Annotated in this window: 13 protein-coding genes; 6 read left to right on the top strand and 7 right to left on the bottom strand. The window is 58.6% G+C overall.

What is annotated here, in order from left to right:
* Positions 1–9 precede the first annotated feature (9 nt).
* The 3 genes from BJ928_RS29570 to BJ928_RS29560 all read right to left on the bottom strand — a co-directional run bounded on the left by BJ928_RS29570 (position 10) and on the right by BJ928_RS29560 (position 2799).
* Complete coding sequence (locus BJ928_RS29570) at positions 10–1734, bottom strand: GGDEF domain-containing protein (protein ID WP_183079473.1); 1725 nt, start codon at positions 1732–1734, stop codon at positions 10–12.
* 450 nt (positions 1735–2184) lie between these two features.
* Entirely contained in the window at positions 2185–2490 is a 306-nt protein-coding gene (locus tag BJ928_RS29565) for a hypothetical protein (protein ID WP_047634475.1), read from the bottom strand.
* Between the two features lie 30 nt (positions 2491–2520).
* Positions 2521–2799: a hypothetical protein gene (locus BJ928_RS29560; RefSeq protein WP_052227859.1), complete on the bottom strand. Its 279-nt coding sequence runs from the start codon at positions 2797–2799 to the stop codon at positions 2521–2523.
* 231 nt (positions 2800–3030) lie between these two features.
* Between BJ928_RS29560 and BJ928_RS29555 the strand changes: the two genes are divergently transcribed.
* The 3 genes from BJ928_RS29555 to BJ928_RS29545 all read left to right on the top strand — a co-directional run bounded on the left by BJ928_RS29555 (position 3031) and on the right by BJ928_RS29545 (position 5345).
* Positions 3031–3588 (top strand): GNAT family N-acetyltransferase, encoded by a 558-nt coding sequence (locus tag BJ928_RS29555; protein ID WP_047634477.1) that lies wholly within the window; start codon positions 3031–3033, stop codon positions 3586–3588.
* 72 nt (positions 3589–3660) lie between these two features.
* Positions 3661–4620 (top strand): acetylxylan esterase, encoded by a 960-nt coding sequence (locus BJ928_RS29550; protein ID WP_047634478.1) that lies wholly within the window; start codon positions 3661–3663, stop codon positions 4618–4620.
* On the top strand, positions 4617–5345 hold the full coding sequence (locus tag BJ928_RS29545; RefSeq protein ID WP_047634480.1) for an alpha/beta hydrolase-fold protein: 729 nt from the start codon (positions 4617–4619) through the stop codon (positions 5343–5345). The genes BJ928_RS29550 and BJ928_RS29545 overlap by 4 nt, the downstream gene beginning before the upstream one ends.
* Positions 5346–5404: 59 nt before the next feature.
* On the opposite strand, the gene BJ928_RS29540 is transcribed toward BJ928_RS29545, so the two are convergent.
* The gene (locus BJ928_RS29540; protein ID WP_245432602.1) at positions 5405–5587 is read right to left on the bottom strand and encodes a hypothetical protein; all 183 of its coding nucleotides are present in this window, start codon (positions 5585–5587) and stop codon (positions 5405–5407) included.
* 356 nt (positions 5588–5943) lie between these two features.
* Between BJ928_RS29540 and BJ928_RS29535 the strand changes: the two genes are divergently transcribed.
* A complete protein-coding gene (locus tag BJ928_RS29535; protein ID WP_047634482.1) occupies positions 5944–8280 on the top strand; it encodes a glucose/quinate/shikimate family membrane-bound PQQ-dependent dehydrogenase in 2337 nt (778 codons plus the stop codon).
* Positions 8281–8329: 49 nt separating this feature from the next.
* On the opposite strand, the gene BJ928_RS29530 is transcribed toward BJ928_RS29535, so the two are convergent.
* On the bottom strand, positions 8330–9616 hold the full coding sequence (locus BJ928_RS29530) for a DUF763 domain-containing protein (RefSeq protein WP_052227865.1): 1287 nt from the start codon (positions 9614–9616) through the stop codon (positions 8330–8332).
* A gap of 80 nt (positions 9617–9696) precedes the next feature.
* Positions 9697–10833, bottom strand: coding sequence for an aminotransferase class I/II-fold pyridoxal phosphate-dependent enzyme (locus BJ928_RS29525; RefSeq protein WP_047634483.1), 1137 nt, complete (start codon positions 10831–10833; stop codon positions 9697–9699).
* 126 nt (positions 10834–10959) lie between these two features.
* Here BJ928_RS29525 and BJ928_RS29520 point away from each other — a divergent pair, with 126 nt between their 5' ends.
* Positions 10960–11631 carry a PAS domain-containing protein gene (locus BJ928_RS29520; RefSeq protein WP_052227860.1) on the top strand — a complete coding sequence of 224 codons (672 nt, stop codon included), beginning with the start codon at positions 10960–10962 and terminating at the stop codon, positions 11629–11631.
* 37 nt (positions 11632–11668) lie between these two features.
* On the opposite strand, the gene BJ928_RS29515 is transcribed toward BJ928_RS29520, so the two are convergent.
* Complete coding sequence (locus tag BJ928_RS29515) at positions 11669–12574, bottom strand: heparin lyase I family protein (protein ID WP_047634484.1); 906 nt, start codon at positions 12572–12574, stop codon at positions 11669–11671.
* A 190-nt stretch (positions 12575–12764) separates the two neighbouring features.
* On the opposite strand from BJ928_RS29515, the gene BJ928_RS38950 reads away from it, so the two are divergent.
* Complete coding sequence (locus tag BJ928_RS38950; RefSeq protein WP_156151455.1) at positions 12765–13001, top strand: hypothetical protein; 237 nt, start codon at positions 12765–12767, stop codon at positions 12999–13001.
* Positions 13002–13244 lie beyond the last annotated feature (243 nt).

The following is a 13244-nucleotide window of genomic DNA, read 5'->3' as shown; positions in this document are numbered from 1 at the left end:
AAGTCATCGTCAGGCCGCGTTTGCGCCGCCCGGACCGTCTCCAGAGGCGGAAACTGCAGAGTCTTCGGCCGAAGCATCCGACCAACAGACCAGATTTCGCCCATTGCGCTTGGCCTGATAGAGCCGGTTGTCGGCGACGACGGCGAGCTTTTCCCAATCCTGGAACACGCATTGCGCCTGCCAGTCGACGCCGAAGCTTGCCGTTACCGTCAGGCCATGCTCATCGCTGACAACTGTTTTTGCCAAGGTTTCGCGCAGTCGTTCCGCTGTCGAGCGTGCCGACGCTTCCGCGACATCGCCCATTATGATGATGAATTCCTCGCCGCCATAACGGGCAAATAGATCGGCTGCACGCAAGCAAGGCGCCAGAATCTGCGCGGCTCTCTGCAGCACCATGTCGCCGATGGCGTGACCATAGCGGTCGTTGATCGATTTGAAATGGTCGATATCGAGCATGATGATCGCAATGCCCCGGAAGTCCGCCGACTGACCGGCGAGCAATCCTTCCACGGCATCTGTGAGCGCCCGCCGATTGAGAAGGCCGGTCAGCGCATCGGTCTCGGAGAGACGCCTTAGTTCCTCCGTCATCGACTTGCGCTCCATTTCCAGGTGCCGTCTGAAACGCTGCTGCTCGCGCAGAAGATCGAGGCGTTGAAACATCTCGCGCACTTCACGACCGGCGTGAGGTATGCGCGGTGGTGTCGTGAGATTGCCGACGGCGATCTCATCGATCTGCCGCATGACCGCGAACATGGGCCGGAAAAGCGATCGCCTGAGCACGTAGGCCAGTCCGATCATGACCAATATGGCCATGCCGGCGAGCAGTGCGGAGACCAGCATCGCTTTCAGGGCTTTCTGCTGTACTTTCTCGAGCGATACCAGTGCTACGGCTTCGATCAGTTCGCGCAAGTTTTCAGTCGACTTCATTCCAGGCACATATTTGGCTGTGAATTCGCCTGGCGTCGGTGCATGGCCCGTGTTGAGCTCGAAGGCGACGCGTTGAGCGTAAGGCAAAGATCCGGAAAAGTAGCTTATCGTCACCTGGTCCAACAGCTGCGCTACGTCCTGGGATTGCAACGCGGCGGGAGCGTAGGTCTTCAGCAGCACATTCACTTCGAAAAGTCGATTCAACTCGCTTTCAAACGCGACCCGGTAGTGGGAACGGGCCTGCCCTTGCGATGTCAGCATCATGACCACATACGAGCCCACTCTTCCCGCACGTTCCCTGAGTGTTCCAGCCATCGAGGACAGCATCACCTCGGCGCCCGTCTCAGGGGCGAGTGCAATAATCGAGCGGCCGGCGACATCCCGGTAATCCTGAGCGCGGTCGGCGGCGCGGAACATAGCCTGTATGGCGTCGGCAATCTTGGCACCGCTGCGCTCGCTGAGCGGCATGGCAGCCACGGCGTCCACTGCTCGCCGGCCGCTTTCCAACTGGGCCTTGACGGCAGCGAACGCGCTGCGCATCTCCGCCGATTGATCTATCTCCGTCTTGAACAGCGCCTCGAGCTCGGTGATATCCTTGTCAGTCTCCGCGCGGCTTGCCTTCAAGGCGGCAGTAAATTGAGGCTGCTCTTCTTGCGTGGCGCCCATGAGACTATTTGCCGGCCCGCGTTCTCTCGATATGGTCGCGGCCGCATGCAACGCGGTGTGAAAGCGGCTGAACTCTGTGACGCCGCGCTTGTAATTGATGTAATCCGACAGGCTGAAGGCAATCGTCGAGCCTGCCATCATCAAGCATACCATGATAACAGCTACGGCGCCGATCCATTGCAGCTGTTGAATTCTAAGCCGCGACAACAAATGCTCTCCAAAACCACAGTCTGTTGAAGATTACATCAGATTTGATGGAATCTTCACTTAACGAACAGGCTCAAATATTTCTTATATTCTTCTAGCCCGATACCGGAACAGATGATCCGACATGACAACCTTCCGGGCCGTGAGGATCACTATTTCAAGTCGTGCAGGAACAATCGTTCAATGCAACCGAAAGCCGAAAATAGCGTGCCGCGACGGTCAGCAGACAGTACAAGCACGCAACCAATAGGAAGGAATAGTGCCGAAAATGAGTTGCAGCACTTATCGCATTATTTCGATAGACGAATCTGTTCTTGAAGGCCCGCTCAGCGCCGAAGCGTTAAGGCAGGACTTGCTTCACGCAGCAATCATTGTCGGGCAAATCTAGTTCTGCAGGAAAACAGAAGGCATCAGGTTGGCCCGCGCCGAATAATGCGGCTGGCCAATGACATGGGATATCACCAGCGCGTAAACCAGGATGGAGCCGACCACGATGGCTATGCCGCTGATCGGAAACCCTATTTTCGACTTGACCACAGGCGGCATATCCGGCGGATTTGCGCGGATACCCTTTCGGATGGAGTGGTCTGCCAGCGCGAAGGGAAGCTGCAGCTCCCTTTCCATGCGAGCTTGCGCATCAAGGTGCTTGCCGTATCTCCCTGCGGGTCGAAACTTGATGACTTCGCCCATGTTTCACGCGGTCCCTTTCACCGCTTAAAATTATTGGCCATTTTCCTGGCCGCTGTCGGCATTGTTATAATCGACGCGAACCACAACCTTTTCCGGCCGCTGTTCGCCATGCGGAACGATCACGGTCACGATACAGCGATTCTCACGCGGCTTGACAGACAGGAGGCGTCCCTTCGTTGTCGACAACACCTGATCCACTGCACTCGCGCAATCCTGAACCTTGTCCGTACTTTGAACGACCTGACTTTGCCCTGCCAAAGCCGAGCCCGCAATCGAAATTCCCGCAAGTGTCGTCAGAACTCTGATCATGCCTGCACTATACCCCAACGACGGCGGGGAAGCGACAGCCGTTCGCAGTAAATCCAGTCTATTTGCGTCACCTTTTCGCGCGTTACGGCATAAGAGCCGGAGACGAAAACCATCGGTGGCGATGGACTTTCGGTGCAAATTCATGAATGAGATGCGACGCGGTCTGCAACTTTGCAGAACGTCGCGATCTGCGCGCCATTGACGCCGATCCGTTCACCGCAAGGGGCAAGAATGCTTATTCTCGAAACTTCCCGGCTCGTTCTCAGGCCCTGGCAGGATGGAGATCGCGTTCCGTTTGCTGCCATCAATGCGGATGCGGAGGTTCGGCAATATTACTACCCGAGCCTGCTTACCGCTGCGGAGACGGATGAGCTGATCGATGAAGCCGGCGAGCAACTGGCCAAGGAGGGCTTTGGCTTCCTGGCCGTCGAGCGCAAAGCCGACGGTGCCCTCATCGGCGGCGCGGGCCTTTCGCGCCCAGGACCGGAAGTCCCGGGCGATTTTCCGCTGGAGATCGGCTGGATTCTCGGTAGAGCCTATTGGCGGCAGGGATATGCGACGGAAGTCAGTCAGCGCTGCCTCGACTTCGCTTGGCGGCAGCTGCAGGCCCGCTGCATCATCGGCTACACGTCGGCGATCAACACCCCCTCCCGCCGGGCGATGGAGAAGATCGGCATGCACCATGTCGAAGGCGGCGATTTCGACGATGTCACAGTGCCGCCGGGCCATATTCTGCGGCCGCATGTGCTCTATCGCATAGATCGCCCAAAGCCAGAGCAACAGGAGTAGTCTGCGACGAAAGCACGAGCGCCAGCAATCTCGGTTCTTGCGTTACTCGTGCTTTCACGCAACAAATTCGCCATGAGCATCCCGACAACTCACCCCTTCGACTTCGATCCGACCTATGGCATGCATCTCGCCCAGCTGCAGGCCATAGAGGCGCCGGAAGCACCGGCGGGCTTCGATGATTTCTGGCAGCTGCGCTACAAGGCTGCCCTTGCCGTCGATCCGCAGCCGAAACTTCGTCACAGCAAGCTGCGCCACGACAATTGGCATGTATTCGACGTCAGCTACATGTCGACGGGATCGTTTCAGATCAATGGCTGGCTGCTCATCCCCCGTGGTGGTCAGGTGCGGCGTGGTCTGGTCGTCGGACACGGATATGGCGGAAGAGATCAGCCGGAGTTCGATTGGCCGCTGGAGGAGACGGCTATCCTGTTTCCCTGCTGCCGCGGGCTCTCGCTCAGCGCCAGCGCGAAGATCCCGGCGGATGCGTCAGGCCATGTTCTTTCCGGCATCCAAAGCCGCGATACCTATGTCATCGGCGGCTGCGTCGAGGATATCTGGCTCGCCGTCTCGACATTGGAAACCCTCTACCCCTGGCTTGCCGGTCATATCGGCTATAGCGGCATCAGTTTTGGCGGCGGTATCGGCGCTCTGGCAATTCCATTTGATGCGCGGATCAAGCGCGGCCATCTCATCGTCCCGACATTCGGCCATCGGCAGCTATGGTTGACCCTGCCCACTGTCGGTAGCGCGCAATCCGTTCAGGTCTATCAGGAAAAGCACGGCAGCGTTCTGGAGACGTTGCGCTACTTCGATGCCGCGATCGCCGCAAGCCGTATCACCGTTCCGATGCTCGTGGCGCCGGCCCTTTTCGATCCTGCCGTCGCGCCGCCCTGTCAGTTCGCTGTCGCAAATGCGCTACAGAAGTTTAACGAAATCTTCATCCTGGATGCCGGCCATTTCGATTATGGTGGCAGCGAAGAGCAGAACGCAATTCTGCGAGACAAGGTCGGGCAATTTTTCAAGGTGCTATGAACCGCGAATACCTGCGCTGGTACAGCCCAAGGCTGGATCGAGACATGGAGTTGTTGGTGTTCGGCCACGCCGGCGCCAAGGTATTGGTGTTTCCCACACGTGACGGCCGCTTTTGGGAATATGAGCAGATCGGCCTTGTAGCCAGCCTTGCGGACAAGCTGAACGCCGGACAGCTTCAACTCTATTGTATCGAAGGCCTCGCGACCGAAACCTTTTACGGTTCCCATCGCCACCCGGCCGAGCGCATTCGCAGGCACAATGCTTTCGAGGATTATATTCTCCACGAAGTCCTGCCGCTGATGGCGCAGAAGAACGAGCATGATTGCACCATCGTTCACGGCTGCAGCCTCGGCGCTTTCCAGGCGGCAAGCCTGGTCTTCCGTCACCCTCATCTCTTCCGCAAGCTGGTCGCCTTTTCCGGCCGTTACGATCTGACGATGCGGGTAGAGGCCTTCACCGACCTGTTCGACGGCTATTACGACGATGATATCTATTTTCATACGCCGACGCATTTTCTGCCGGGGCTTGCCTGCGAGTGGCGGTTGGAGAAGCTGCGGCAGATCGATATCGTCATGACGATCGGCGACGCCGACCCCTTCATCGATAATAATCGCCATCTCAGTCGGCTACTTGCCGACAAGCGGATCGAGCATCAACTGCATGTCTGGGATGGACGCGCCCATCGGGCGGGCGCATGGCGCCGAATGGCGCCACTCTATATCTGAGACGGAATCAGCTTCCGGCATAGCCGCGCACAAGGCGGGCTAGTTTCATCTCTATATCGTCACGCCAAACCAGCCGGTATCGGCCGAAGCGCCTTGCGCGTGCCATAGTCCCGCTCGTGCGATCTGCGATGCTGCCGCTCCGAATTTGCGGAGAACTCGACGAGAATACGCTCCATCATGCCATCCGGATAGGTTCCGGTATCGTCGGTTTCGACTTCCGACTGCGCAGTAACGATCTTCATGTTCATTTCCAGTCCTCCGGCTCTGCACGGAAACCCTTGATTCTAATATCGGTTCCATTGGTAGCCTGGGAATTGTTAAAAAATTAACTACGTTCGTTAATCGGATCGAGTGACAGGCCGTCGACTTGACCGCCTTACGCATTGGAACATTCTTGCAATCCTGGCGTTTAATCTCAGATTCGATTGGGGGGGGGGGCTGATGTATCGATCCAAGTCGCCGCAGTTCTTCTTGATGCCGGCGAAACAACAGACAACGATTTCGACATAATGCGGCGTCGGGTCCCAAAGGGGGCTCGGCCAAGTTGGCATGCCTTCGATCAATCACTGTCCAATCGGCGGATAGACTGGAGCAGATCATGGCCGTCACTATCACATCGATCATTCTGACACTCATCGGCCTGGCGCTCGGCGGCGGCGGGTTTTGGCTCATCATGCTCAGCGGGAGCCCGTTCTATCTTCTGGCGGGCCTCGCCTTCCTTGTGACGGCTTTCCTGCTCTATCTGCGCAAAGCGGCAGCGCTTTGGCTCTACGCGGCTTTCGTGCTGGCAGCTCTCGGGTGGGCCGTATGGGAAGTGGGTTTTGACTGGTGGCAACTCGGCCCGCGCGGCGGCCTGATCATTCTGATCGGTCTCTGGCTGTTGACACCCTGGGTTCGGCGGCCGCTCGGCTTCCGCAGCCTCGACGGCGTTCATTACGGCGCCAATCCGTGGCCACTTGTCATCTCCCTGATCATCGCCATACTGGTTGCCGGCTATTCGATGACGACAGATCCGCACGATCTCTCCGGCAATCTGCCAACGACAATGGCTGCCAACAGCCCGATGGGCGGCGATGTGCCTGACGGTGAATGGCATCAATACGGCAGAACCTCTTACGGTCAGCGCTATTCGCCCCTCGATCAGATCAATACGCAGAATGTCGCGACCCTGAAGGAAGCGTGGAGATATCAGACCGGCGACGTGAAACGCCCGGATGACATCGGCGAGACGACCTATCAGGTCACGCCGCTTAAAATCGGCGATACGCTGTTCATTTGCACGCCGCATAGTCTTGCGATCGCCGTCGGCGCGACGGACGGCAAGGAAAAATGGCGTTACGACGCCAATGCCGGCATGAATCCCAACCGCCAGCATCAGACGTGCCGCGGCGTCTCCTACTATCACGACAAAACAGTCGCTGCCGGAGCTCCCTGTGCCGATCGCGTCTATCTGCCGACCTCGGATGCGCGGCTGATCGCGCTCGATGCCGCCAATGGCAAGGTGTGCCCGAGCTTTGCCGACCAAGGCGTGCTGCATCTCGAAACAGGGATGAAATACAATCCGGCCGGCTATTATTATTCGACATCGCCACCCGTGATCGTCGCGGACAAGATCATCATCGGCGGGGCGGTGAACGACAATTACTCCACACAGGAGCAGTCTGGCGTCATCCGCGCCTTCGATGCCCGGACAGCTACGCTGATCTGGAATTGGGATTCCGGCAATCCGGACCAGACGGCGCCAATAGCGACCGGACAGACTTATACGACCAACTCGCCGAACAGCTGGTCTGTCTCGAGCGCCGATGAAGCGCTCGGCATGGTTTATGTCCCGCTCGGCAACCAGACGCCCGATCAGCTCGGCATGGGGCGCAGCGCCAATGTCGAACGCTTTTCCTCCTCCGTGGTGGCGCTCGACATCAATACCGGCCAGCTCAAATGGGTGCAGCAATTCGTCCATCACGATCTTTGGGACATGGACGTGCCCGCCCAGCCCGTCCTCGTCGATCTGACGAAGGCAGACGGCACCACGGTCCTTGCATTGGTCGCCTCGACCAAACAGGGTGATATCTATGTCCTCGATCGTCGCACCGGCGCGCCGATCATTCCCTTCAAGGAGATACCGGCGCCGGGCGGGGCTATTCCCGAGGACCACGCTTCGCCAACGCAGCCGATCTCCGATTTGACCTTCTCGCCGCCACCATTGCAGGAAAAGGATATGTGGGGCGTCTCGCTATTCGACCAGCTCGCTTGCCGCATCGCGTTCCATCAGCATCAGTATGAAGGCCGGTACACCCCGCCATCGCTGCGCGGCTCGATCATCTTCCCCGGTAATTTCGGCACCTTCAACTGGGGCAGCGTCGCCGTCGACCCAGAACGGCAGATCATGTTCGGCATGCCGACCTATCTCGCCTTCACCTCGCGGCTGGTGCCGCGCGCCGAAATCCCGCCGAAGGGGGCGGGCGACAAGGGCAGCGAACAGGGTTTGAACCGAAACGAGGGCTCTGCTTACGGCGTCTATATGGGGCCGTTCCTCAGCCCGCTCGGCGTTCCCTGCCAGGCGCCGCCCTGGGGCTATGTCGCGGGTGTCGACCTGAAGACCGGCAAGATCGCCTACAAGCACAAGAACGGCACGATCTACGACATGACGCCGCTGCCGCTGCCGATCAAGGTCGGCGTCCCCGGCATTGGCGGACCGATCGTCACCAAGGGCGGCGTCGCCTTCCTGGGTGCGGCGGTGGACGATTATTTGAGAGCTTATGATGTGACGACCGGCAGGCAGCTATGGCAGGCGCGCCTGCCGGCGGGCGGCCAAGCGACGCCGATGACCTATACGGCAAGCGACAACAAGCAATATGTCGTCATGGTCGCCGGCGGGCACGGCTCGGTCGGAACGAAACCCGGCGACTACGTGATCGCTTATACCCTGCCGTAATTCAATGATGGAGCGGTAGACAGCCGCTCCGACCTGCCAAGATTTCGGCTCAATTTGTCGAAGAACGGGCGTCGCGCGGCATATAGTCGTCCTCGGAGTTTACGGGTGGCTCCCAACCGAAGACGCTGCGGCCGCCGTACGAAAAGGACCTGTCGAATTCGCCGGCAACGATCTCCTTGAGATCGGGGCCCGTGACGTAGCGCTCCAGCATTCTCGACTGATCATCGAGCCGCTTCAATGCCGATAGTTCCTCATCACGACCGAGCCGCCCTTTCCTCACGGCTGATTTCATCACGCTGATCGTCTCGTCATAGACCTTCAGAGGCACCGGAAAGGGATGCCGATCCTTACCTCCGTGGGCGAGCGAGAAGCGAGCGGGGTCGGAGAAACGGCAGGGTGCGCCGTGAACGACCTCGGCGACCAAAGCCAGAGCCTTCACCGTGCGCGCACCGACGCCGGGCGTCAGAAGCAAATCCTCGAAATCCACCGGACCGCGATCGGCCGCCGCGGCAAGATTTCCATGCAGGCGCCGCATGTTCACATCTTCCTGACGCACATCATGATGTGCCGGCATGATGAGATAGGGCAGCAGCGGCTGCGCTTCTTGCTTAACCATGACTGGAGCTCGCCCTTCCAGCCTATTGAATTCACGAATGATCTTATCCGGACCGAGTGAGGCGAGCAGATCCAGCTGACCATCGCGGGAGCGCCCGGCGCGCCGGTCGGCCAGATTGACGATCTCGCCTTGGTCGCGCCCTTCGATGGCGGCATGCGGTGAATCCACGAAGTTCGCCAGCCCCTCGGATAGCCAGTGATATCGTCGCGCCTGCCGCCGCTCGCCGTTCATGCCCTGCTGAATGACGACCCACTTACCATCATCGGCGACTATAAAACCGTGCAAATAGAGGTCGAAACCATCCTGCACCGCGGCGCTGTCCACCTTCGCGATCAGCCGGCTCTTGGTGGCAAGCGACGCACCATCGATACCGACGCGATCACCGATATCGAGCAGTTCGCCCGGCGTCTTGCGCGATTGCGCGCCGCGCCCGCCGCAGACATGAATGCCGAGTTCGCCAGATAGCGGCGTCAAACCGCGCTTCAGGGCACCAAGCACACTCGTCGTGATCCCCGAAGAATGCCAGTCCATGCCCATGACAGCGCCGAAGGACTGGAACCAAAAGGGGTTGGCAAGTCGCCGGAATAGTTCATCGCGGCCATAATGCTGCACGATCGCCTCGGTGATGACGGCCCCCAAACGCGTCATCCGATCCCCAAGCCAGCGCGGCACGCGGCCGCCATGCAGGGGAAGATCAGCTTTGCCGGCTCTCTGTGCCAAATCCGCGACTCTCGTTCTTTGCAGGCGCATTGTAGCTCCAGCAACCGATCCGCGCCATCCGTTCCGGCCGGAACCAGCGATCAGACGTGATTGCGTTGCAGATAGGATCGCATTGCCGCAAGACCTTCATCGATATTGGCTCGACCGAAGCCGATACGGAACCGATCGCCTGGCGTCTGATTGAGATCCGAATGGTAGAGGCTGGCCGGCAAAAGGAGGACGCCTGCCTGCTCGACGAGATCACGCGCGAAGGTTTCGACACCATCGGCGCCCTTGTAGCACGGAAAGCAGACGCAGCCTCCGTCCGGCGTATACCAATCAAAGAGATGATCGAACTCCGAGAACAGCGCCTTCAACTTCACCAGATTGGCGGTGATCAGGCTGTTGTTGCGCCCCAGAATTCTGTCGGCATTCAGTAGCGCGATCTTTGCCAGGCTCTCGCTCGGGCCGGCATTGCAGATGGAGAGGTAATGCTTCATCCGCTCCATTTTCGACAGCAGAGCGTGATCCCGGCAGGCGAGCCAGCCGATGCGCAGGCCGGGCAACCCATAGGCCTTGGACATGACCCCCAGCGAGAGGCCGCGCTCATAGATATCGGCCGCCGCCGGCAACAACGGCTTGTTCTCGACAGTCAGCCCGCGATAGACCTCGTCGCTGAAGAGCCAGATACCATGCTCGCGGCAGAGCTCGACGAGCGCATCGAAACGCTCCCGCTCCAGGACCTTGCCTGTCGGATTATGGGGGAAGTTGATCGAAATCAGCCGGGTATTCGGCCTGATAGCAGCGGCAACCGCGTCGATATCGAGCGACCAGCCGTCGTCCGGATCAAGCGCGACGGCGGAGACGTCGCAAATGCTGAGTGGGATCGTTTCGGCCGACTGGTAGTTCGGCGTGACGACGATCGCATGATCTCCCTTGTCGAGAAGCGCGTGCATCGCGATGTAGATGCCCTCCTCCGCTCCGGCAAAGCACAGAATGTCCTCGCCTTTCACCTGCCGGTAAAGGTCGGCGATAATCTCGCGCAGTTCCGGGTTGCCGTAGGTCTCGCTATAGCCGAGCCAGAGGTTTTTATGGTCCCGCCGCTGCTCCGGGGTCGCCATTGCCAGCAGCTCGGCCATCGTCATGCTTTGCGCGTCGGAGGCGGTCATGTGATAGCGCGCACTGAATTCCCACTTGGAGAAATAGGTTTCGAGCTTGAAATCCGGCAGAAGCGGCATGGGTTTCTCCAAAAAGCATATCGGACCGGCACATCGGCGCCGCTCCCGTTATCCCGGACGTTAGAGATGAGTTGACAGATTGTCAAATATAGAGCGATTGTAAATCAACAAGCGTGAGAGGCGGTGATGGCGAAAACATCGGATGCAGGCAATACGAAATTGACGGCTCAGGATATTCTGCAATTCGTTCCCATCGCCGAGGCGGTCGCGACATTGCTGAAGCCGCACGCGGAAGTCGTCATCCATGACTTAAGAACGCAGACCATCGCCTATATCGCCAACAACCTGTCGCGGCGCGAGGTCGGCGGCTCCTCGCTTGCCGAGTTGAAAGACATCGGCGCCCTTGGCACCGATGTCATCGGTCCCTATCGGAAGACGAATTTCGACGGGCGGCAACTCAAATCCATCACGGCCGTACTCAGAACCATGACGAGCGAGCCATTCGGGCTGCTTTGCATCAATTTCGACATAGCGCCGATCGAGGCGGCGCGTGATGCGCTCGGTCTTCTCGCCGCATTCCAGGACACCGGCGCGCAGCCCGCAGCACTGTTCCGCACGGACTGGCAAGAAACAGTCAACGCAGCGATATCGGATTTCCTCGGCGAACGCGGGCTTGCAGCCTCAGCCCTCGCAAAGGATGATCATGCCGCACTCATCGAGGTGCTGGAACAGGATGGCTATTTCGCCATCCGCAATCTGGTCCCCTATCTCGCCAAGCTGCTCGGCATTTCGCGGGCGACCGTCTACAAGCATCTTCGTGATGCCCGCGAGAAGAAGACATCTGAAGTTCAGGCGTGAACGGCGCGGAGTTAGCCGGCGAAACGGTGTCAGCCGATCACTTGACTGATATGGCCAGTTTCGACCAGGCAGGATCATTGGAAGGGTCCGTCGACCAGAACCGAATGTCCGCAAAGTCAATTGATTGGGCGACATCGGGCAGAGAGTCTCTATAGATTCCGAAACGCGGCTGAACATCGATGAAAGGATGGCCGTCCTGGTCCCGCATGCCGTGATCGAGATAGCCAAGACGTCCCGTATAGGAAATGTCGCAGGCTCGCCCGTTAAGATAGACCTGCAGGGAGCTCGCCCCCTCCTGCAAGCTGGGTTTCAGCATGACGTTCACGTCGTTCCAGTCGCCCACATTGAGGTGCCAGGGCCCGCAAATTATTTTCGATCGACCGGTGTTGCAGTCATCCGTTCCCCTGACCTTTGCAACGAAGTCGGCTCCTGTTTCTGTCGGTATGGCCTCTATCTTGAACAGCGGATTGGCTGACTGACAGATTCCAAGGGGTTTCGTCTCTTCCGTCGGAATATTCTGTTTTACCTGATGGATGACGGTGCGGTTGCCGAGCCCCTGCCAGGGTGCTTCGAGCCGAAAGGCGAAGTGATACCACGTCGGCCTGTCGAACTTGATGACTTCTTTCCTGATCTGGATCTCGACCCGTTCGACCGGAGCGTCGCCCACACTCTGATCGGGGGCGTCGCCGGGATGCACCGTGATATGCAATATTGGCCTGGAAGGAGATGAGAGATCGCAAACGATACGCGATCTCCATAAGGCCGGGTCCAGTTTGCCGCTGATCTTCCAGAGCTTCGGCGGATGCTGCTGGTCGACGGCGCACAGATCGTCGAAGCTAGCCGATAGCGCAGGCGCGGCTTCCTGCGCCACGGCGTGTGATCCATTCAAAACGCCAAGACATAGCAATATGAAGACAAGCTTCAGCGCTTTCTGAGTCATCATCGTCAGCCTTTAATCGAAGAGAGTGCGCGGTCCGAAAAATGAAAGTTCCAGCCGGCTCTCCTGACCAACAGCATCGTCAGAAAGCCTCGCATCCAGCTCTATCGGTCAAGGGATGCAAGTCAAGGGTGCTTCGATTCGCCAGGTAATGACGCACATGACGGGCCCGGATGGATACGCTTTTCGAGCTCTGATGTTATCGCTTCAGTTCACGCTCGAATTTTTCAATCTGCTGCAGAACCCATGGATCATCGGCGGAGTGTTGAACCGTCTCCTGCTCCAGCCGCCGTTGGCGGCGGCAAATCCAGTCGATGAAGGCACGAAGCAGCCGCATGTGGGTATCCAAGCGTTTCAGTATCTGCGAGGCCCGGCGACCAGGCTCGAAAGCCAATGGACGCCAGGCCTCGACGACCGCAAGGCGTTGCGGTGATTGTCTTTTTGCCCGCGCGAAAATGAACGCCAGCTGAACGAATTGCACGGCAGAATGGTTTCACCCTGCCCTTGCTGCCAGTGAGAGCATAGCTGCGAGATAACCTCTCTTCAGGAATGAGAAGCTTTTTTACCGGAGCGTACCGCAATTGCCAAAACTGACCTAGTCGGGAAAGAGAGCGAGCTTTAGAGAAAGCCGCGTCGCTTCCGATTTCCCCGGAGTGGCACAAGCTTAGCCTCGCTT

This window comes from Rhizobium sp. WW_1 (genome assembly GCF_003610155.1).
Lineage (GTDB): Bacteria > Pseudomonadota > Alphaproteobacteria > Rhizobiales > Rhizobiaceae > Rhizobium > Rhizobium tropici_A.
Note: the sequence above shows the minus strand (reverse complement) of the source record. Positions and strands in the feature narration are given on the sequence as shown.

Excerpts from the sequence above, each read along its gene's own strand:
- BJ928_RS29570 (WP_183079473.1), bottom strand. The coding sequence starts at position 1,734 with ATGATGGCAGGCTCGACGATTGCCTTCAGCCTGTCGGATTACATCAAT.
- BJ928_RS29515 (WP_047634484.1), bottom strand. The coding sequence starts at position 12,574 with ATGATGACTCAGAAAGCGCTGAAGCTTGTCTTCATATTGCTATGTCTT.
- BJ928_RS29525 (WP_047634483.1), bottom strand. The coding sequence starts at position 10,833 with ATGCCGCTTCTGCCGGATTTCAAGCTCGAAACCTATTTCTCCAAGTGG.
- BJ928_RS29550 (WP_047634478.1), top strand. The coding sequence starts at position 3,661 with ATGAGCATCCCGACAACTCACCCCTTCGACTTCGATCCGACCTATGGC.
- BJ928_RS29565 (WP_047634475.1), bottom strand. The coding sequence starts at position 2,490 with ATGGGCGAAGTCATCAAGTTTCGACCCGCAGGGAGATACGGCAAGCAC.
- BJ928_RS29560 (WP_052227859.1), bottom strand. The coding sequence starts at position 2,799 with ATGATCAGAGTTCTGACGACACTTGCGGGAATTTCGATTGCGGGCTCG.
- BJ928_RS29545 (WP_047634480.1), top strand. The coding sequence starts at position 4,617 with ATGAACCGCGAATACCTGCGCTGGTACAGCCCAAGGCTGGATCGAGAC.
- BJ928_RS38950 (WP_156151455.1), top strand. The coding sequence starts at position 12,765 with ATGTTATCGCTTCAGTTCACGCTCGAATTTTTCAATCTGCTGCAGAAC.
- BJ928_RS29555 (WP_047634477.1), top strand. The coding sequence starts at position 3,031 with ATGCTTATTCTCGAAACTTCCCGGCTCGTTCTCAGGCCCTGGCAGGAT.
- BJ928_RS29535 (WP_047634482.1), top strand. The coding sequence starts at position 5,944 with ATGGCCGTCACTATCACATCGATCATTCTGACACTCATCGGCCTGGCG.
- BJ928_RS29540 (WP_245432602.1), bottom strand. The coding sequence starts at position 5,587 with ATGAAGATCGTTACTGCGCAGTCGGAAGTCGAAACCGACGATACCGGA.
- BJ928_RS29520 (WP_052227860.1), top strand. The coding sequence starts at position 10,960 with ATGGCGAAAACATCGGATGCAGGCAATACGAAATTGACGGCTCAGGAT.